The organism is Streptomyces sp. LX-29 (genome assembly GCF_029541745.1).
Lineage (GTDB): Bacteria > Actinomycetota > Actinomycetes > Streptomycetales > Streptomycetaceae > Streptomyces.
The window spans coordinates 2,575,357-2,595,093 of the sequence record NZ_CP089746.1 but is presented as its reverse complement, the minus strand read 5'-3'; the positions used below and the strand labels follow the sequence as shown (position 1 = coordinate 2,595,093).

General features: G+C 71.6%; 18 protein-coding genes and 2 tRNA genes. 12 read left to right on the top strand and 8 right to left on the bottom strand.

The features are described 5' to 3' along the window. The first annotated feature begins 6 nt into the window (after positions 1 to 6). On the top strand, positions 7 to 690 hold the full coding sequence (locus tag LRS74_RS11015) for an AIM24 family protein (protein WP_277740842.1): 684 nt from the start codon (positions 7 to 9) through the stop codon (positions 688 to 690). A gap of 18 nt (positions 691 to 708) precedes the next feature. Then, the gene (locus LRS74_RS11010) at positions 709 to 1,464 is read left to right on the top strand and encodes an AIM24 family protein (RefSeq protein WP_277740841.1); all 756 of its coding nucleotides are present in this window, start codon (positions 709 to 711) and stop codon (positions 1,462 to 1,464) included. 93 nt (positions 1,465 to 1,557) lie between these two features. Here LRS74_RS11010 and LRS74_RS11005 read toward each other — a convergent pair whose 3' ends face one another. Beyond that, entirely contained in the window at positions 1,558 to 2,079 is a 522-nt protein-coding gene (locus tag LRS74_RS11005; protein ID WP_277740840.1) for an NUDIX hydrolase, read from the bottom strand. Beyond that, positions 2,076 to 3,524, bottom strand: coding sequence for a zinc-dependent metalloprotease (locus LRS74_RS11000; protein WP_277740839.1), 1,449 nt, complete (start codon positions 3,522 to 3,524; stop codon positions 2,076 to 2,078). Before LRS74_RS11000 ends, LRS74_RS11005 begins: the two co-directional genes overlap by 4 nt. 189 nt (positions 3,525 to 3,713) lie before the next feature. Between LRS74_RS11000 and LRS74_RS10995 the strand changes: the two genes are divergently transcribed. The 4 genes from LRS74_RS10995 to LRS74_RS10980 all read left to right on the top strand — a co-directional run bounded on the left by LRS74_RS10995 (position 3,714) and on the right by LRS74_RS10980 (position 7,045). Continuing rightward, a complete protein-coding gene (locus LRS74_RS10995) occupies positions 3,714 to 4,823 on the top strand; it encodes an SDR family oxidoreductase (RefSeq protein ID WP_277740838.1) in 1,110 nt (369 codons plus the stop codon). A gap of 120 nt (positions 4,824 to 4,943) precedes the next feature. Further along, on the top strand, positions 4,944 to 5,417 hold the full coding sequence (locus tag LRS74_RS10990) for a molybdenum cofactor biosynthesis protein MoaE (RefSeq protein WP_277740837.1): 474 nt from the start codon (positions 4,944 to 4,946) through the stop codon (positions 5,415 to 5,417). Positions 5,418 to 5,647: 230 nt separating this feature from the next. Continuing rightward, the gene (locus LRS74_RS10985) at positions 5,648 to 5,818 is read left to right on the top strand and encodes a hypothetical protein (protein WP_277740836.1); all 171 of its coding nucleotides are present in this window, start codon (positions 5,648 to 5,650) and stop codon (positions 5,816 to 5,818) included. Positions 5,819 to 5,950: 132 nt separating this feature from the next. Continuing rightward, positions 5,951 to 7,045: a PDZ domain-containing protein gene (locus tag LRS74_RS10980; RefSeq protein ID WP_277740835.1), complete on the top strand. Its 1,095-nt coding sequence runs from the start codon at positions 5,951 to 5,953 to the stop codon at positions 7,043 to 7,045. A 124-nt stretch (positions 7,046 to 7,169) separates the two neighbouring features. Here LRS74_RS10980 and LRS74_RS10975 read toward each other — a convergent pair whose 3' ends face one another. Further along, positions 7,170 to 7,709, bottom strand: a complete 540-nt coding sequence (locus tag LRS74_RS10975; RefSeq protein WP_277744699.1) for a PPA1309 family protein — start codon at positions 7,707 to 7,709, stop codon at positions 7,170 to 7,172. A 215-nt stretch (positions 7,710 to 7,924) separates the two neighbouring features. Between LRS74_RS10975 and LRS74_RS10970 the strand changes: the two genes are divergently transcribed. The 4 genes from LRS74_RS10970 to LRS74_RS10955 all read left to right on the top strand — a co-directional run bounded on the left by LRS74_RS10970 (position 7,925) and on the right by LRS74_RS10955 (position 13,778). Continuing rightward, complete coding sequence (locus tag LRS74_RS10970; RefSeq protein WP_277744698.1) at positions 7,925 to 10,855, top strand: UPF0182 family protein; 2,931 nt, start codon at positions 7,925 to 7,927, stop codon at positions 10,853 to 10,855. A 40-nt stretch (positions 10,856 to 10,895) separates the two neighbouring features. Beyond that, positions 10,896 to 10,969 (top strand) — tRNA-Met (locus LRS74_RS10965). Positions 10,970 to 11,142: 173 nt separating this feature from the next. Beyond that, a complete protein-coding gene (locus LRS74_RS10960) occupies positions 11,143 to 13,161 on the top strand; it encodes a tetratricopeptide repeat protein (RefSeq protein ID WP_277740834.1) in 2,019 nt (672 codons plus the stop codon). Between the two features lie 543 nt (positions 13,162 to 13,704). Next, positions 13,705 to 13,778, top strand: a tRNA-Met gene (locus tag LRS74_RS10955). Between the two features lie 212 nt (positions 13,779 to 13,990). Here the strand turns inward: LRS74_RS10955 and LRS74_RS10950 are convergent. Then, positions 13,991 to 14,401 carry a Fur family transcriptional regulator gene (locus LRS74_RS10950; RefSeq protein ID WP_144381417.1) on the bottom strand — a complete coding sequence of 137 codons (411 nt, stop codon included), beginning with the start codon at positions 14,399 to 14,401 and terminating at the stop codon, positions 13,991 to 13,993. A 93-nt stretch (positions 14,402 to 14,494) separates the two neighbouring features. On the opposite strand from LRS74_RS10950, the gene LRS74_RS10945 reads away from it, so the two are divergent. After that, positions 14,495 to 16,024, top strand: coding sequence for a catalase (locus LRS74_RS10945; protein WP_277740833.1), 1,530 nt, complete (start codon positions 14,495 to 14,497; stop codon positions 16,022 to 16,024). Between the two features lie 63 nt (positions 16,025 to 16,087). Here LRS74_RS10945 and LRS74_RS10940 read toward each other — a convergent pair whose 3' ends face one another. After that, positions 16,088 to 16,495 (bottom strand): CBS domain-containing protein, encoded by a 408-nt coding sequence (locus tag LRS74_RS10940; RefSeq protein ID WP_144381882.1) that lies wholly within the window; start codon positions 16,493 to 16,495, stop codon positions 16,088 to 16,090. 200 nt (positions 16,496 to 16,695) lie between these two features. Further along, on the bottom strand, positions 16,696 to 17,487 hold the full coding sequence (gene hisN, locus LRS74_RS10935; RefSeq protein WP_277740832.1) for a histidinol-phosphatase: 792 nt from the start codon (positions 17,485 to 17,487) through the stop codon (positions 16,696 to 16,698). Positions 17,488 to 17,640: 153 nt separating this feature from the next. Here hisN and LRS74_RS10930 point away from each other — a divergent pair, with 153 nt between their 5' ends. Then, positions 17,641 to 18,267 carry a TetR family transcriptional regulator gene (locus LRS74_RS10930; protein WP_277740831.1) on the top strand — a complete coding sequence of 209 codons (627 nt, stop codon included), beginning with the start codon at positions 17,641 to 17,643 and terminating at the stop codon, positions 18,265 to 18,267. Here the strand turns inward: LRS74_RS10930 and LRS74_RS10925 are convergent. Then, positions 18,233 to 18,556, bottom strand: a complete 324-nt coding sequence (locus tag LRS74_RS10925; RefSeq protein WP_277740830.1) for a multidrug efflux SMR transporter — start codon at positions 18,554 to 18,556, stop codon at positions 18,233 to 18,235. The genes LRS74_RS10930 and LRS74_RS10925 overlap by 35 nt on opposite strands. Before the next feature lie 164 nt (positions 18,557 to 18,720). Beyond that, a complete protein-coding gene (gene rsgA, locus LRS74_RS10920; RefSeq protein WP_277740829.1) occupies positions 18,721 to 19,728 on the bottom strand; it encodes a ribosome small subunit-dependent GTPase A in 1,008 nt (335 codons plus the stop codon). Between the last annotated feature and the right edge of the window lie 9 nt (positions 19,729 to 19,737).

The following is a 19,737-nucleotide window of genomic DNA, read 5'->3' as shown; positions in this document are numbered from 1 at the left end:
CCCGTCATGGACCAGCAAATGATCGCGGGCTACGCCCCGACCCCGGTGGCCGCCCGAATGGAGAACCACGGCAGCAGCATGCTCAAGGTCGCCATGCAGAGCGGCCAGGACCTGTTCGCGCGGACCGGTTCGATGGTGGCGTACGAGGGCTTCGTCCAGTACGAGCCGAACCCGCCCGCCGTGCGCCAGATGGCCTCCCAGTGGCTCACCGGCGAGGGCGCCCCGCTCATGAAGTGCAGCGGTGACGGGCTGCTCTACCTCGCCGACTACGGCGCGGACGTCGTCTGCGTGAACCTCAACGGCGACTCGCTCTCCGTCAACGGCACCAATCTGCTCGCTTTCGACGCGCACCTCCAGTGGGGCGTCCAGCGGGTCAAGGGCATGGCCAAGTTCGCCGGACAGGGCCTGTTCAACGTGGCCGTCTCGGGCACCGGCTGGGTCGCGCTCACCTCGCGCGGCACGCCGATCGTCGTCGACTGCGGGCGCGGCGAGGACGAGACGTACGTGGACCCGGACGCGCTCGTCGCCTGGTCCACCAGCCTCAAGATGAAGGGCAAGCGCAGCTTCAAGGCCTCGTCGATGATCGGCCGGGGCAGCGGCGAGGCGTACCAGCTCGGCTTCTCCGGGCAGGGCTTCGTCGTCGTGCAGCCCAGCGAGGACAGTACCGACCGGCTCCGGGCCCGGGGCTGAGGGGGAGCGAACCACACCATGCAGAGCCCGCTTTTCGCCCACACCGAGAACCAGTCGCAGGACCGGTACGCGATCCAGAACCCGCAGCTGCTGCGGGTCACCCTCAGCGGCCATGAGGACGTCCTGGCCCGTAAGGGGTCCATGGTCGCCTACCAGGGGCTGATCGAGTTCGACGCCGAGTTCCAGACCCAGTCGCAGCGGCGCGCCCGCGCCAACACCGGCGAGGGCCTGGACCTGATGCGCTGCTCGGGCCAGGGGAGCATCTATTTCGCCAATCTCGCCCAGTACATCCACATCGTGGACGTCGACCGGGACGGGCTGACCGTCGACAGCGCCTACGTGCTGGCGCTGGACTCCACCCTGCACTGGGAAGTGATCGCGGTGGACAGCCAGTTCGGCATCTCCGGCTCCGGTAAGTACAACCTCAACATCTCCGGGCAGGGCAAGGTCGCCCTGATGACCTCCGGTCAGCCGCTGGTGCTCCAGGTCACGCCGGACAAGTACGTCAACGCCGACGCCGACGCGATCGTCGCCTGGTCCAGCTCGCTGCGGGTCCAGATGCAGGCCCAGACGCACTCCTCGGGCGTGTGGCGGCGACGGGGTAACACCGGCGAGGGCTGGGAGCTCAGCTTCCTGGGCCAGGGCTACGCGCTCGTCCAGCCCAGCGAGCAGCTCCCGCCGCAGAACGCGACGATCGGCCAGGGGGCGGCCGCTCAGTTCGGTATGGGCCAGCAGGGCGCCCGGGGCCAGAACCAGGGCAACGTCTGGAGCTGACCGCTCCACAGCGCCCGAGGCGTACGCGTAAGGGGCGGCCTCCCTAGGAGGCCGCCCCTTACGCATGCCCTGGGCGGGCGGTGTCCGGCGCCGCTACAGCGCCGCGCGCGCCGCCTCGGTCAGCAGCACGACCGATGTGTCGGCCACGCCCGCCACCTCGTCGTAGTCGAACCAGCGCAGGTCGAGGGACTCATCGCTGATCGCCTCGGCGGCGCCGGGCGGCGCCACCGCCGCGTACTGCACGTCCAGGTGCCAGTTGCAGGGCGCCGGGATGGGGTGGCGGTCCAGCCGCACCGGCCCGACGGGCAGCAGGGAGAGCCCCTGGATGCCCGACTCCTCGGTGGCCTCGCGCAGCGCCGCGTCCGCCAGGGTGGTGTCGCCGGGCTCGCAGTGCCCGCCCATCTGGAGCCACATGCGCAGCTTGCGGTGCAGGGTGAGGAGCACCCGCCCGCGCGAGGGGTCGATCACCAGCGCGCTGGCGGTGATGTGCCCCGCCTCACAGGCCTTCCACATCCCGTCCGCGTGGCCGGCCAGGTGGTCCAGGTAGAGCTCGCGCAGCTGCGGCTGGCCCGGGTACCCACGGAGCACGAGGGCGGCGTCTTCGTGCAGGCTCACCGGGCGTCGTCGCCCTTGTCGTCCCCGCCCTCGCCCTGGGCGCCACGGGTGTCCGAGTCGTCGGCGGCCGGCTTGGCCATGCCGCCGCTCTGGGCCGCCTCGCCGAGCATCTTGTCCAGCTCGGAGAAGTCCAGATGCTCGCGGTGGACGAAGCCGTCCGGGTCGTCGAGGTCCTGGGCGGTCGGCAGCATGTCCGGGTGCTCCCAGAGCCCGTCGCGCCCCTCCATGCCGCGGGCGTCGGTCAGCGAGGCCCACAGCCGGGAGGCGTCACGCAGCCGCCGCGGCCGCAGCTCCAGGCCGATCAGCGTGGCGAAGGTCTGCTCGGCGGGGCCACCGGTGGCCCGGCGACGGCGCAGCGTCTCGCGCAGCGCGTCGGCGGCGGGCAGGTGCGGGGCGGCGGCCGCGTGGACCACCGCGTCGACCCAGCCCTCCACCAGCGCCAGGGCGGTCTCCAGGCGCGCCAGGGCCGCCTTCTGCTCCGGGGTGTCCTCCGGCTGGAACATGCCCTGCTGCAGCGCCTCCTGGAGCTGCTCGGGGTGGGTCGGGTCGAGCTGGCCGACCGCGTCCTCCAGCTTGGCGGTGTCGACCTTGATCCCGCGCGCGTAGCCCTCGACGGCGCCGAACAGATGCGAGCGCAGCCACGGCACATGGGCGAAGAGCCGCTGGTGGGCGGCCTCGCGCAGCGCCAGATAGAGCCGCACCTGGTCCTCGGGGATGCCCAGGCCGGACCCGAAGGCGGCGATGTTCACCGGCAGCAGGGCCGCCTTGCCGGCCGGGCCCAGCGGCAGCCCGACGTCCGTGGAGCCGACCACCTCGCCGGCCAGCACGCCCAGCGCCTGCCCGATCTGGCTGCCGAACATCGCGCCGCCCATGGACCGCATCATGCCGAGCAGCGGGCCCGCCATGGCCTGCATCTCCTCGGGCAGCACATCGCCCATGGCCGAGCCGACCCGCTCCGCGACCGGGTCCACCAGGTCCTTCCAGACCGGCAGCGTCGCCTCGATCCACTCCGCGCGGCTCCAGGCCACCGCCGTGCCGGAGCCGGACGGCAGCGAGGTCACCCCGTCCAGCCACAGGTCGGCGAGGCGCACGGCCTCCTCGACCGCGGAGCGCTCGGCGGCGCCGACGCTGGCGTCCTTGGAGCCGTCGGCGGTGCCCTGGGCGACCGTCTGCCGTGCGATGTCCTTGGCCATGTCCCAGTTCACCGGGCCGCCCTCGTAGGAGAGCATCTGGCCCAGCTGCTGGAAGGCGGCGCCCAGGTCGCCGGGGTTCAGCGAGCCGAACATCGCGGCGAAGGGGTTGTCCGCGCCGCCGGCACCGCCGGCGCCGAACCCGAACGGATTCTGCGGGCTCGGGCCGCCGCTCTGGCCGTCCTTCTTCTTACCGTTGTCGCCGTCCTCCGGCTCCTCCGGCGGAAGGCCGAATCCGAATGGGGTGTCACTCACGGGGTTCCTCGGCTCGTAGGGCCGCCGGCTCCGGCCGGCGGCGAATGCCCGACATCACCACCCAGCGTAGACACCTCGCCGGTTTCCGGGCTCGGTGCTCCGCCGATCCATGGCCTGCGGCAGGATGGACGTCACCTCGTACGTACGCGTCATCGCGTGTGTACTGAAGACAACCGCTGGAGTCGCCCGGTGAGTTCCCCAGACCGAGAAGTTCGCGCAGCGCGAAACGATACGGCCCACGCCGCCCGCCGTCCCGTCGTGGCGGTGACCGGTGCCGCGTCCGGGGTCGGAGCGCTGCTGACGCAGCGGCTCGCCGAGTCCGCGGAGGTCAAGCAGGTCCTGGCCATCGACGAGCGGCGCGGTGAGGCGATCACCGCCCACTGGCACGTCCTGGACGTGCGCGACCCGGCCATCGCGGACAAGCTGCGCGGCGCCGACGTGGTGGTCCACCTCGCCGTCGACCTGGACCTGGGGACCGACGCGGCCGCGCGGACCGCGTACAACGTGCGCGGCACCCAGACGGTGCTGACGGCCGCCGCGGCCGCCGGGGTGCGCCGGGTGGTGCTGTGCACCTCGGCGATGGTCTACGGCGCGCTGGCCGACAACGATGTTCCGCTCGCCGAGGACGCCGAGCTGCGTGCCACCGCCGAGGCCACCGGCGTGGGGGATCTGCTGGAGATAGAACATCTGGGACGCCGCGCACCGCGTGCGCACCCAGGGTTGAACGTCACCATCCTCCGTCCGGCGATCCTCGTCGGCGGCACGGACACCGCGCTCACCCGCTACTTCGAGTCCCCGCGCCTGCTGGTCGTCGCCGGATCCCGTCCCACCTGGCAGTTCTGCCATGTGGAGGACCTGGTCAGCGCCCTGGAGTACGCGGCGCTGGAGAAGGTCGAGGGCGAGCTGGCGGTGGCCTGCGACGGCTGGCTGGAGCAGGAGGAGGTCGAGGAGCTCTCCGGCATCCGGCGCATGGAGCTGCCGTCGGCCGTCGCGCTGGGGGCCGCCTCCCGGCTGCACCGGCTCGGGCTGACCCCGTCCCCGGCCGGCGACCTCGCGTACACCATGCACCCCTGGGCGGTCAGCGGCAGCCGGCTGCACGCGGCGGGCTGGCGGCCCAAGTGGACGAACGAGGAGGTCCTCGCCGAGCTGCTGGAGGAGGTCTCCGGACGTCACACGGTCGCCGGTCGCCGGCTGGGTCGCAAGGACGCCACCGCCGCGGGGGCCGCCGGGGCGACCGTCGCGCTGCTGGGCACCGCGGCGCTGGTGCGCCGGGCCCGTAAGGCACGCCGCCGCATCTGATCCGCGGGCCCGCGTCTGGTCCACGAGCCCCTCTCCGCGTCGCGAGCCCGTCCCGGGGGCAAACGGTGGAAGTCGGTTTCCGCAATACGGTATTCCGATCGCGAGAGCGGGTGCGGCACGATGGACCCCATGGCACACACGTACGACCACCCCGGTGAGCGGGCGGCAGACGACCCGATACGGCTCCTCGCGATCCGTGACACCCCGCTGTCGGTGGACGAGGTCTTCGGGGCGGTCGGTGACGCCGCCGCGGGCGGTACCGCGCTCTTCGTCGGGACCGTGCGTGACCACGACGGCGGCGCCGGGGTCGCCGGGCTCGGCTACTCCGCCCATCCCACGGCCGAGGCCGAGCTGCGCCGCGTCGCCGAGAAGGTGGCGGCCGACTTCCCGGTGCGCGCGCTGGCCGCCGTCCACCGGGTCGGCGATCTCACCATCGGCGATCTGGCGGTCGTGGTGGCGGTCTCCTGCCCGCACCGCGCGGAGGCGTTCGCGGCCTGCCGCCGCCTGATCGACGACCTCAAGCGCGAGGTCCCGATCTGGAAGCACCAGCAGTTCTCGGACGGCACAGAGGAATGGGTGGGCGTCGACGCGTAGCGCCTCGTGAGGAGGGGTGCGGGTCGCGCGTAGCGCCTCGTTGTGGTAGTGCCTTCTTGAGGGGCGGTTCCGTGCCCCTGCGTGGGGCGTTTCCGAGGGGTGTCACCGGTGGGGGAGCGGGGGCGCGGCGTGCGGTTGCGTAACACGTACCCTGGCGTGAGCGTTGAGCTGGCGGAGGATTAATCTGCTCATCTGTCAGGAGCTCTTGGGTAAGGGGTCGGGAGGCCGCTGTGGCTGCGCTTCTCTGGTTGCTCATTCCGGTCGCGGCCGCGGGGATCGCCGTGGTGTACGCGAGCTGGGCCACGCGCAACCGGAAGACCGGGGACGGTGCCGAGCTGGCCGGCTATGAGCGGTTCCGCGAGGCGATGCAGCGGACGCACTCGGGTTCCGACGCCCTCTGAAGCGCCGTCTCAGCCGGCGGCTCCACGGGCCACGCCCCGCGCGGCCGGCACCCGCCGCCGCCCCTGCCCCGGGGGCCCCGGACGGACCGGCCCCGAAGGTGGACCGTCATGCCCGTCCCGTACTGTCGTTCCATGCCACGCCGCACCGCGACGATGCTCGCTTCCCTTCTGATGCTGATCGCGCTGCTCTGCGCGGGGCTGCTGATCCCCGTGCCGTACGCGGAGATGTCGCCCGGGCCCACGTACGACACCCTGGGTGAGCACGACGGCGAGCGGGTGCTCCAGATCAACGGGCGCAAGACGTACGAGTCGCGGGGCAACCTCAACATGACGACGGTCCGGGTGACCGGCGCCGACTACAAGATGAACCTCTTCGAGGCGCTCTACGGATGGACATCGGACGAGGACCTGGTGGTCCCGCGCGACACCATCTACCCGAAGAACAAGACCGCGGAGCAGGTGGACCAGGAGAACGCCGAGGAGTTCACCCAGTCCCAGGACAGCGCCAAGGTCGCGGCGCTGCGGCAGCTGAAGATCAAGGTCGCCGAGCACGTGGTGGTGCAGTCCGTGTTCAAGGGCACCCCCGCCGAGGGCAAGCTGCACGCCGGTGACCTGATCAAGGCGGTCGACGGGAAGCCGGTGCGGCAGCGCGACGAGGTCGCCAAGCTGATCGCGGAGCACAAGCCCGGCGAGAAGGTGGTCGTCTCCGTGATCCCGGCCAAGGCGGCCGCCGAGGCGCGGAAGAACGGCAAGGAGCCGAACGCCAAGGACGCGGTTTCGGTCACTCTCACCACCGCCAAGGACGACCGTGACGACCGCGCGATAGTCGGCATCGCCCCCGGGGTCGACTACACGCTGCCGTTCCGCATCGACATCAAGCTGGCGGACGTCGGCGGCCCCAGCGCCGGTCTGATGTTCGCGCTCGGCATCGTCGACAAGCTCACGCCGGAGGACCTGACCGGTGGCAAGTTCATCGCGGGCACCGGCACCATCGACCCGGACGGCAAGGTCGGCCCGATCGGCGGCGTCGAGATGAAGACCGTGGGCGCGCGGAGCAAGGGCGCCGAGTACTTCCTGACCCCCGAGGACAACTGCGCGGCGGCGGCCAGGGACACCCCCGACGGCCTCACCCTGGTGAAGGTGGACACCATCGACGACGCGGTGGAGGCCCTGCGGAACATCAGCGAGGGCGACACCGAGAAGCTCCCCAGCTGCACCACGGACTGAGCCCCTGAGCCCCCCGCGGCGGCCCGTGGGAGACAGCCCCACCGCGGCGGCCGGGGGAAACAGCCCCGCGGGCTGACGCGGCCGGCCGTCAACCCGCCGCGTCAGCCCGTCGCACGCCGGCCGGCTACTCCTCGAACGTCGCCGACAGCGCCTCGGCCAGCCCCGGCACCAGGTCCGGTCCGGTGAGCACCTCGGTCGGCGAGTCCTTCTCCCGCAGCCGCACGGCCGACTCGCGGGTCCCGTCGCGCAGCACCGCGACCGTCATGCGGACCTCCTTGCGCTCCGGGTGCTTGGCGACCCAGCGGGCCAGCTGCTTCTGGTTCAGGCCCTCGGGCATCGAGCCCTCGGCGGCCGGCGGCAGCATCAGCCGCTCCACGGTCAGGGCGCAGCCGACGACCGCGTCGGGCCAGGCGATGGTGGCGAGGAACTCGTCCAGCTGGGCGCCGGCGGGCAACTCGTCCTGTTCGATCGGGGTGAGCGAGCCGGCGGGGCTCTGGCCGGCCGCCTCCTCGTCCAGGCCGAGCTGGGCGGCGAGCGCGGGTTCCTGCGCGCGCAGCCGGGCGGTGTCGACGAGCGCGAAGAGCCGGGCGGGCTGGTCCCAGCCCAGGCCGGAGGCGTAGTCGTCGATCTCCAGCACGGCACGGGTCAGCGGGCTCGCGGCCATCGGCGTCGAGCCGGCGGCGGACTCGGGGGAGGCATCGGAGGATGCCGCGGGGTCGGGAAGGTTGGACATGCTCAATATCGTGCCTTGATCGGACCCGAAAACGGGAACTGGGTAAAGCCTGAGTAAGTTGCACCAGTGGGCCCTACTATCTCGGGTCTCGCTCGACTGAGCTCTATCGACATCGAATCTTCGAGGTGCGCACCTTGGCTTTCCAGATGCCGGACCGCGGCGGAGGCCCCACGGGGCCACGGATCAGAGTCGGCCGACCGTCCCGGCGCGTCCGGACCTTGCTCCTGACCCTGGGTGTGCTGGCCGTGCTGGCGATGCTCTTCGTCATGTTCGCCGGGTTCTGGACGGACTGGCTGTGGTATCGCTCGGTCCACTACTCGTCGGTCTTCACCACCACCCTGTGGACCAAGATCGGCTTGTTCGCGGTCTTCGGCCTGCTGATGGCGCTGGCCGTGGGCTTCAACATCTGGTTGGCCCACCGGCTGCGTCCGCCGCTGAGCGCGATGTCGCTGGAGCAGCAGAACCTGGACCGCTACCGCATGGGCATCGCGCCCTACAAGACCTGGGTGCTGGTGGCGGTCAGCGCGATCGTCGGCCTGATCGCCGGCGCGTCCGCGTCCGGTCAGTGGCGCACCTGGCTGCTGTACGCCAACGGCGTCAAGTTCGGCGAGAAGGACCCCCAGTTCCACAAGGACGTGTCCTTCTTCGCGTTCGACCTGCCCTGGTACCGCTTCCTGCTGAGCTTCGGCTTCGCCGCCGCGGTGCTGTCGCTGATCGCCGCCGCCCTGGTGCACTACCTCTACGGCGGGCTGCGCATCACCAGCCCCGGCTCCCGCGCGACGGGGGCCGCCACCGGCCACCTCTCGGTGCTGCTGGGCATCTTCGTCGCCCTCAAGGCCGTCGCGTACTGGCTCGACCGGTACGGCCTGGCGGTCAAGGAGAGCGACTTCAAGGCCACCGACAGCTGGACCGGGCTCCGCTATGTGGACGCCAACGCCTATCTGCCGGCCAAGACGATCCTGTTCTGCATCGCGGTGATCTGCGCGGGGCTGTTCTTCGCGACCCTGTGGCGGCGCACCTGGCAGCTGCCGGTGATCGGCTTCGGGCTGATGGTGCTCTCGGCGGTGCTGATCGGCGGGCTGTACCCGGCGATCGTGCAGAAGTTCCAGGTCCAGCCGAACGAGCAGGCCAAGGAAGCGCCGTACATCCAGAAGAACATCGAGGCCACCCGTAAGGCGTACGGCATCGACGACGCCGAGGTGAAGGACTACGCCGGCCAGGGCACGGGCGGCGACAAGACGAAGCTCCGCGCGGCCGCCGAGTCCGCGGCCAGCTACCGGCTGCTCGACCCGAACATCATCTCGCCGACGTTCCAGCAGTTGGAGCAGAAGCGGAAGTACTACCAGTTCCCGGCGACCCTGGACGTCGACCGCTACGACGGCCAGGACACGGTCGTCGGTCTGCGCGAGCTCAACATCAAGGGCATCCCGAAGCACAACTGGATCAACGACCACTTCACCTACACCCACGGCTATGGCGTGATCACGGCCAAGGGCACCTCCACGGACGCCAACGGCTCCCCGAACTTCACCGAGTCCGGGCTGCCGACCAGGGGTGACCAGAAGACGTACCAGCAGCGGATCTACTACGGCGAGAAGACCGAGCAGTACTCGATCGTCGGCGGTCCGCAGAAGGAGCTGGACTACGAGGCCAACGGCGAGAAGACCACCAGCTTCAAGGGCAAGGGCGGGGTCGACCTCTCCAACCCGGTCAACCGCGCGGCGTACGCGCTGACCTTCGGCGAGCCGCAGATCCTCTACTCGGGCGCCATCGGCAAGGGTTCGAAGATCCTCTACAACCGCACGCCCAAGGAGCGCGTCGAGGCGGTCGCCCCGTGGCTGACCATCGACGGCGACGCCTACCCGGCGGTGATCGACGGCCGGATCCAGTGGATCGTCGACGCCTACACCACCACCAACGGCTACCCGTACGCGTCCCGCACGACGCTGGGGGACACCACGGCCGACTCGCTGACCGACGGGCAGCGTGAGGTGGTCGCGCAGCAGAACAAGGTCAACTACATCCGCAACTCGGTGAAGGCGACCGTCGACGCCTACGACGGCACGGTCGACCTCTATGAGTGGGACACCGAGGACCCGGTCCTCAAGACCTGGAAGAAGGCGTTCCCGGGCACGGTCAAGTCCAAGGACGAGATCAGCGACAGCCTGATGGAGCACCTGCGCTACCCGCAGGACCTGTTCAAGGTCCAGCGTGAGCTGCTCACCCGCTACCACGTCACCAACCCGACGCAGTTCTACAGCGGCAGTGACGCCTGGCAGGTGCCGAACGACCCGACCACCACCCGTGGCGACAGCGCCGTCCCGCCGTACTACCTGAGCATGAAGATGCCCGGGCAGACCGAGCAGAAGTTCTCGCTGACGACGACCTTCACCCCCAGCGGGCGCCCCAACCTGGGGGCGTTCATGGCGGTCGACGCCGATGCCGCCAGCAAGGACTACGGCAAGATAAGGCTGTTGCGGGTGACCAAGGACGTGGACGGCCCGGAGCAGGTGCAGAACAAGCTCAACAGCCTGAACAAGGTGGCCACTTTCGTCCGCGACCTCAAGGGCGCCGACTCCAGCATCGCCTACGGCAACATGCTGACCGTGCCACTCGAAGGCGGGATGTTGTACATCGAGCCCGTCTACGCCCAAGGCCGCAACGCCTACCCGCTGTTGAAGCGGGTGGGTGTCTCGTACAACGGCAAGACGAAGTTCGAGAACACCCTGGGCGAAGCCCTGGACGCCGTCTTCGACCAGACCAAGGCACCCGACGCACCGAGTGAGGAGCCACCGGGCGGCGACAGCTCGCGGCCGGGCTCCACCAACCCGTCGGTGCAGCAGGCCCTGGACGACGCGCAGAAGGCGTACGAGGAGGGCCAGAAGGCGCTCCAGGCGGAGGGCGGCCCGGACTGGTCCGCGTACGAGCAGGCCCAGAAGGACCTGAAGGCGGCGCTGGACCGCGCCGACAAGGCCCAGAAGGCGGCGGACGCGCAGCAGGACCAGAAGCCGGAGGGCGGCTCGGACGGTCAACAGGACCAGAAGCCCGAGGAGAAGGGCAGGTCAGAGGAGAGCTGAAGGCCCCATCCCGCGCCGTGGTACGGTAAACACACAACGGCGCGGGGTGGAGCAGCTCGGTAGCTCGCTGGGCTCATAACCCAGAGGTCGCAGGTTCAAATCCTGTCCCCGCTACTAAAGGACGAGGCCCGGATCCTCAAAGGATCCGGGCCTTGTCGTGTGTCGTGCACCAGGTAACGGGGGTTCTCGCGTTTGACTTATCTCTCTGTGGGCATGTCGACAAAACGCTGAAGTGACCTCACTGGCTGCGGTATACCAGGTGTACGCGGGTTGCGGGTGGTGCGACGATGGAATTTATGGGGGACAGGGCAAGTCTGTTGGAGACAGGGCGGTATCTGCACGCGCGTGAGGACGCCGAAGACGAGACGCGGTACCGCACGGGAGCCGAGGCGGGTGACACCGCCTCCATGAGCGTGCTCGGCGCGCTGCTGCTGCGCCGGGGCGACCTGGACGGAGCCGAGCCGTTCCTGCGCGCCGCCACCACCGCGGGCGACCGCGCCGCCGCCAACAACCTCGGGGTCCTTCTGCACCAGCGCGGCTCCACCGAGGAAGCCGCCAACTGGTGGCGCATCGCCGCCGTCGCCGGTTCGGCCGCGGCCGCGCACGCGCTCGGACGCCACCACCGCGAGCAGGGCGACGAGCCCGCCGCCGAGTACTGGCTCCGCCAGTCCGCCGAGTCCGGCCACGCCCTGGGCGCGTACGCCCTCGCCGACCTGCTGGAGCACCGCAGCGACATCGGCGCGGAGCGCTGGTTCCGGGCCGCCGCGGAGCACGGCCACCGCGAGGCCGCGTACCGCCTCGCCCGCATCCTCGACCAGCGCGAGCCCGACCCCGAGCGCGGCCCGTCCAGCGCCCCGCACGACACGCTGGCCCGGGCCCGCGAGCCGGAGGCCGAGCAGTGGTACCGGCAGGCCGCCGCCCGCGGCCACCGGCGCGCCGCCCTGCACCTCGGCACGCTCCTGGAGGAGCGCGGCGACACCCGCGAGGCCGGCCGCTGGTATCTGATGTCCGCCAAGGACGGCGAGGCCCGCGCCGCCTGCGCGCTCGGCTTCCTGCTGCGGGACGCCGGTGACGCCGACAGCGCGGCCGTCTGGTGGCACCGCGCGGCCCAGGACGGCGACGGCAACGCGGCCAACGCGCTGGGTGCGCTGCACGCCGACCGTGGCGAGACCCAGACCGCCGAGCGCTGGTACCGCGCGGCGCTCGACGCCGGTGACACCAACGGCGCCTACAACCTCGGGCTGCTCTGCGCCGAGCAGGGCCGCGCCGCCCAGGCCGAGCAGTGGTACCGCCGTGCCGCCTACGCCGGGCACCGCGAGGCCGCCAACGCGCTGGCGGTGCTGCTCCTCCAGCGCGGTGACGCGGCCGGCGCCGAGCCGTGGTTCTCCAAGGCGGCCGAGGCGGGCAGCGTCGACGCCGCCTTCAACCTCGGCATCCTGCACGCCGGTCGCGGCGAGGACGCGCTGGCGCACCAGTGGTACGAGCGGGCCGCCACCGCCGGGCACACCGAGGCGGCCCTCCAGGTCGCCATCGCCCTCCTGAGGGACGGCGACGACGCCGCGGCCGAGCGGCACCTGCGCTGCGCGGCGGACGGCGGCAGCGCGGAGGCCGCCTTCCGACTGGGTGCGCTGCTGGACCGCGCGGCGGCCGACGAGGAGGCCCGGGAGAAGGCGGCCAGAGCCGCCGGCACGGCCAAGGGGACCGGGGGCGACCGTTCTGACAACGCTGCCAAGGCGGCTGGTCAGCCGGACGCGTCCGATGGGCCCACCGGTAGGGCGGGCCGGTCCGACCGGACGGACAAGGGCGACAAGGGCGACAAGGGCGACCGGACCGAGAAGGGCGGGAAGGGCGCCAAGGGGGCCAAGGCCGCCAAGGGGGCCAGGACCGGCGGCGACGCCGAGGACCCCCGCCCCGAGTACGAGGAGTGGTACGAGCGTGCCGCTCGCCAGGGCCACCGGCGCGCCCAGGTGCGCGTCGGCATGCTCGCCGCCGCGCGGGGCGAGGTCGTCGAGGCGGCCCGCTGGTACCGCACCGCGGCCGAGGCGGGCAGCAGCAACGGCGCCTTCAACCTCGGCCTGCTCCTCGCGCGGGAGGGCAGCGAGCCCGAGGCCGCCGTGTGGTGGGTGCGCGCCGCCGAGGCAGGCCACGGTCGGGCAGCCCTCCGTCTGGCCCTTCTCTCGGCCCGCCGCGGCCACCTCGTCGAGGGGCAGCAGTGGTGTGCCCGCGCCGTGGAGCTGGGCCCGGCGGAGGTCGCCGAGCGGGCCGCTCGCCTCCGGGACGCCCTCCAGCAGGAGCTCACGGCCTGACGGGCTGACGGGCTGACTGCCCGACGACCTGACAACCGATTTCCGCGTCCTCTCGCTGATCGCTGATCCCCACTCGCCGCCCGCCGTCCAGCGGTTGACGGCGGCTGTGGCGGTACTCCGCCCCGCGCGGCCGGGCGCGGCGGTGTCCGCCGTCCGCGCGGCGCCGATACGAGTCCGGGGCCGGAGGGGGCGGCCGCACCGCTGTCATGCGGGTACGGCCGCCTTGGCAGCGCCCCGTTCCGGCCCGCCCACTGAGGAACGCCTTCCGGCCGCGCGATGGCCATCACTGATGGCGTGCGTACCCGGCCCCCTGGGGCGCCGCGCGGCCACCCGCCGCCGCGCCGCACCGCGCTCACCCGGCGGTGCGGCGGCTGCCGGAGGGCGCCCGAGCCGACTGGTCCGTGCGCCCTCCGCGCCCCGAGCGCGGTGGCGCACGCCGGCGTCGGCCGCCCTATCCCCGGCGTTCCGATCCCCGTGCGCCCCATGGGGTGGTGGAAGCGATTTGCTCTGCTCTCGTGAAGCGGGTTAAGGTTGGTTCACCGACGCGGGGTGGAGCAGCTCGGTAGCTCGCTGGGCTCATAACCCAGAGGTCGCAGGTTCAAATCCTGTCCCCGCTACTGAAGGCGAAGGGCCCGGATCCTCAGGATCCGGGCCCTTCGCCGTTTCGCGCCCCGCGGAGACGCGTGTCGCTCGCGGAGGACACGTCCCGCCCGCGGAGACGCCTGCGCCCCGCGGAGAAGCGGTCGCGTTCCGTGGTGTCACCCCGCGCAGGGCGGACGGCCCCCGCGCGGGCCGTCGACCTCCGGCCGCGCGTGGCCGGAGGACGGGCTCAGGAGCAGTCGGGGCAGAGGCCGCGGTAGGTGACCTCGACCGCGGAGACCGCGAAGCCGAATCGTTCCTCCGTGGGCAGGTCGGCGAGTGGGTCGCCGGCCGGGTGGACGTCGCGGATCGTGCCGCAGCGCGAGCAGATCAGGTGCTGGTGGGCGTGGTGGGCGTTCGGGTCGTACCGCTTGGCGCGGCCGTCCGTGCTGACCTCGAGAACCTCGCCGAGCGACACCAGCTCGCCCAGCGTGTTGTAGACGGTCGCGCGCGAGATCTCGGGCAGCCGCTCGGCCGCGCGGGCGTGGACTTCGTCGGCGGTGTAGTGCACGTGGTCCCCGTCGAGGACCTCGGCGACGACCCGTCGCTGTGCGGTCAGCCTCCAGCCGCGTCCTCGGAGTCGTTCCAGCAGGTCACTCATGCCATTCACCCATCAGTCAGATAAGGCCAGGGTACCAGTGGCTCGTCCATGGCCGGATCCCGTATGACTTTCCAGATCTTCTTGACTTAGACAATGTCCAATGTAGGATCGACCTCGGCGCAGGCCAAGGGACAGGACGAGACGCAGGAGGCTCACGTGACCGCTCAGGGCGAGATCACCGGACCGCTCACCACGGAGGCCGGGGCTCCGGTCGCCGACAACCAGAACAGCGAGTCCGCGGGCGTCGGCGGCCCGGTGCTGCTCCAGGACCAGCACCTGCTGGAGAAGCTGGCGCACTTCAACCGCGAGCGCATCCCCGAGCGGGTCGTGCACGCGCGGGGCGCCGGCGCGTACGGCACCTTCACCGTGACCGCCGACGTGACGCGGTACACCCGCGCCGCGTTCCTGTCCGAGGTCGGCAAGCAGACCGAGACCTTCCTGCGCTTCTCGACGGTGGCGGGCAACCTCGGTTCGGCGGACGCGGTGCGCGACCCGCGCGGCTTCGCGCTGAAGTTCTACACCGAGGAGGGCAACTACGACCTCGTCGGCAACAACACCCCGGTGTTCTTCGTGAAGGACGCCATCAAGTTCCCCGACTTCATCCACACCCAGAAGCGCGACCCGTACACGGGCTCGCAGGAGGCGGACAACGTCTGGGACTTCTGGAGCCTGTCGCCCGAGTCGACCCACCAGGTGACCTGGCTCTTCGGCGACCGGGGCATCCCCGCCTCGTACCGCCACATGAACGGCTACAGCTCGCATACCTACCAGTGGAACAACGCCGACGGCGAGGTCTTCTGGGTCAAGTACCACTTCAAGACCGACCAGGGCATCAGGAACCTGACGGCTGAGGACGCGGCCGTGCTGGCGGGTCAGGACCCGGACAGTCACCAGCGCGACCTGCGCACGGCCATCGAGCGCGGCGAGTTCCCGACCTGGACCGTGCAGGTGCAGATCATGCCGGCGGACGAGGCGGCGACCTACCGCTTCAACCCGTTCGACCTCACCAAGGTGTGGCCGCACGAGGACTACCCGCCGATCGAGATCGGCAAGCTGGAGCTCAACCGCAACCCGCAGAACATCTTCGCCGAGGTCGAGCAGTCGATCTTCTCGCCGGCGCACTTCGTGCCGGGCATCGGCCCGTCCCCGGACAAGATGCTCCAGGGCCGTCTCTTCGCCTACGGCGACGCCCACCGCTACCGCGTCGGCATCAACGCCGACCACCTGCCGGTGAACCGCCCGCACGCCACGGAGGCGCGCACCCACAGCCGGGACGGCTTCCTGTACGACGGTCGGCACGGCGGCCGGAAGAACTACGAGCCGAACAGCTTCGGCGGCCCGACCCAGATCGACCGGCCGCTGTGGCAGCCGATCGCGGTGACCGGTCACACCGGGGACCACGTGGCCCCCTCGCACGCCGAGGACGACGACTTCGTCCAGGCGGGCAACCTCTACCGCCTGATGTCGGAAGACGAGAAGGAGCGCCTGATCGCCAACCTCGCCGGGTTCATTGCGCAGGTCTCGCGCGACGACATCGTCCAGCGGGCGATCGAGAACTTCCGCCAGGCGGACGCGGACTACGGTAAGCGGCTGGAGACCGCGGTCCAGGCCCTGCGCGGCTGACGGCGGCTTACCGTATGAGCCGGAGAGGCCGGACGCCTGTGGGCTCCGGCCTCTCCGGACGTGCTACGCCCGCCCCGCCAGCGCGGCGGCGGGCCCTCGGTCCGGGGTCCAGCAGTGGATGATGTCGCGGACCGAGACGACCCCGACCGGCTCGCGCTCGTCGAGCACGATCAGATGGCGGAAGCCGCCGTGGGTCATCGCGCCGGCCGCCTCGTCGAGGGTCCACTCGGGGGCGGCGAAGACGACGTCGGTCGTGGTGTGGGCGTGGGCGGTCTCCCGGTCGGGGTCCTGGCCGGCGCCCAGGGAGTTGAGTATGTCGCGCTCGGTGAGTATGCCGAGCCCGCTGGTGTCGGGATCGAGGACGACGGCCGCGCCGACCCGGCGCGCGGACATCAGCCGCGCGGCCTGGCGGAGTGTGTGGGCGGGGCCGATGGTGAGGACCACCGAGCTCATGGCGTCACGGACGAGCATGGGCATGGATGGAGCCACCTCCTTGGCGAACCCTTCGGCGCACACCCGGCAACAGGTTGCCCGTGAAGGGATTCACAAGTTCACAAGCGATGGAGTCTCATGTTCACATGGGCGGGTGGGCGCGACAAGGGGGCGTGCGGGGGCGCGCTTTCGGTGAACGGCGCCCGCGCGGTGCGTCTTTCGGGGCGCGGCCCCGGGCGTCAGCCGAGGTGGCTCAGCAGCTCCTCGTGCAGCAGTCCGTTGGAGGCCGCCGCGTCCCCGCCGTGTGGCCCCGGCACCCCGTCGAGTCCGGTGAAGCGGCCGCCGGCCTCCTCCACGACGATCACGTTGGCCGCCATGTCCCACAGCGACAGCTCCGGCTCGGCGCAGATGTCCACCGAGCCCTCGGCGACCATCATGTACGACCAGAAGTCGCCGTAGCCGCGCGTTCGCCAGCACGCCCGGGTCAGGTCCAGGAAGCCGTCGAGCTTCCCCCGCTCCTCCCAGCCGCTGAGTGAGGAGTAGGCGAACGAGGCGTCGGCCAGGGTGCCCACCTGGGACACCCGCAGCCGGGTCGCGGCGGACAGGCTGCGCCCGGTGTACGCGCCGAGCCCCTTCGCCGCCCACCAGCGGCGCCCCAGAGCCGGTGCCGACACCACGCCGACGACCGGCCGGTCGCCGTCCTCGCCGCGCTCCATCAGGGCGATCAGCGTGGCCCACACCGGGACGCCGCGCACGTAGTTCTTGGTGCCGTCGATCGGGTCGATCACCCACCGGCGCGGCCCGGACCCCTCGCTGCCGAACTCCTCGCCGAGCACCGCGTCGCGCGGCCGGGCCCGCTGCAGCTGGGTGCGGATCAGCTCCTCGGCCGCCCGATCGGCTTCACTCACAGGAGTCATATCCGGCTTGGTCTCTACCTTGAGGTCGAGCGCCTTGAACCGCTCCATGGTCACGGCGTCGGCGGAGTCGGCCAGCACATGCGCAAGGCGCAGGTCATCGTGGTAGTCGGGCATGGCCGAACAGTATCGACCGGGGCCCTCGGCGGCCACCTGGTCCCGCCCCGGTGCGATCGGCTCGTCGCGCGCGGGAGCTATTGACACCGTCTGGTGGTGCGTCAATTCTGTGCGCACGAACGCCGAAGGGGGCGGATGGCCTGGGAGGCGACGATGCCTACAGCGCGTGAATCCTTACTCGACGCGGCCTTCACCGCGCTCGCCGGACGCCCATGGGGGGTGGTGCGGATGGTCGATGTCGCCGCGGCCGCCGGGGTCTCCCGGCAGACCCTCTACAACGAGTTCGGCAGCAAGGAGGGGCTCGCCCGCGCCCTGGTGCGGCGCGAGGCCGACGCCTATCTGTCCGGCGTCGAGCGGGCGCTGTCCGGCGCCGGCGCGGGCGGTGCGGACCCGGGGGAGCGGTTGGCCGCGGCGGCCCTGTGGACGGTCCGCGCGGCCCACGAGAACCCGCTGGTGCGGGCCGCACTCACCGGCTGCTGGAGCGACCGGCTGCCGTCCCCGGCCCGGCCGGGCCCGCTTCCGGCGCAGCGCCACGGCATGGCCGAGGCGCTGCCGTCGCCGGTGGAGCTGCTCGGTCAGGTGCGCGACCGCGCGGTGACGCTGCTGGAGGGCGACTGGCCCGAGGAGAGCGCGGACGAGCTGGGGCGGGCCTGCGAGGCCGCCACCCGGCTGGCGCTGAGCTGCGTCGTCGCCCCCACCGGGGCGGAGACGGTGGCGGACCTGGTGCGCGGGGTGCTGCCGCCGGTCAGTGGGCCGAGCCCGCGAGCTGGAGCCCGATGACGCCGACGATCACCAGCGTGATCGAGACGATCTTGAGGGTGGAGACCAGGTCGCCGAGGAAGGCCATGCCGTAGATCGCGGTGCCGGCGGCGCCGATGCCCGTCCACACCGCGTACGCGGGGCCGACGTCGAGCTTCTTCAGGGCCAGCGTCAGCAGTCCGAAGCTGCCGAGCGCGAAGACGCAGAAGGCGACCGTCGGCCAGATTCGGGTGAAGCCGTGCGAGAGCTTGAGACAGACGGCGAAGCCCGTCTCCAGCAGACCGGCGACCACGACCAGCAACCACGCCATCGGTTCGCCTCCCGCGCCGCCTCGGTGAGGCGCCCTGATCTGCCCCGCCTGGTGCGCTTATGCATTTACCTCGGTGGGCCCCTCGCAAACGTGCCCGATCGGCCTCCCGCGCGGTCCGGCGTCGACCCCGTGGTCGAACGGCGCTCCGCGCGGGCGGCGGCTGATCAGTCGCCCTCGCGGCGCTCCCGGGTGGCGAGCAGCCGGCGCAGCGAGTAGAGCCGGGCCGGGTCGGCGTGCCCGTCGGTCACCCACTGGTCCAGCGCGCAGTCCTTCTCGTCGTGGCTGCAGGCGCGCGGGCAGTCCTCGGTGCCCGGCTCCAGGTCCGGGAAGGCGTGGATGACGCGGGACGGGTCGATGTGGTTCAGCCCGAAGGAGCGCACGCCCGGGGTGTCGATCACCCAGCCCGAGCCGCCGGGCAGCGGCAGCGCCAGCGCCGACGTGGTGGTGTGGCGGCCGCGACCGGTCACCGCGTTCACCCGCCCGGTGGCCCGCTTGCGCTCCGGCACCAACGCGTTGACCAGCGTCGTCTTCCCGACTCCGGAGTGGCCGACGAAGGCGGTGACCCGGCCCTTCAGCCGCTCCCGGACCCGCTCGGCGGCCTCTCCGTCGGCCAGCTCCTCGCGGCTGGTGACCACGTACGGCACGCCCAGCGGCTCGTAGGTCTCCAGCAGCGGCTCGGCCGACGCCAGGTCGGCCTTGGTGAGCACCAGCAGCGGTTCCAGACCCCCGTCGTAGGCGGCGACCAGACACCGGTCGATCAGCCGCGGCCGCGGCTCGGGGTCGGCCAGCGCGGTGACGATCGCCAGCTGGTCGGCGTTGGCGACCACCACCCGCTCGTACGGGTCGTCGTCGTCGGCCGTGCGGCGCAGCACGGAGCTGCGGTCCTGCACCCGCACGATCCGGGCGAGGGTGTCCTTGGCGCCGGAGAGGTCGCCGACGACCGAGACCTGGTCCCCGACCACCACCGCCTTGCGCCCCAGCTCACGGGCCTTCATGGCGGTGATCGTGCGGTCCTCGACGAGCACGGTGAGCCGGCCGCGGTCGATCGTCAGCACGAAGCCGTCGGCCGCGTCCTCGTGCTTGGGACGGATGTTCGTCCGGGGTCGGTTGCCCTTGCGGTTGGGGCGGACCCGGACGTCGTCCTCGTCGGTGTGCTTGCCGTACCGGCGCATCGGGCTGCC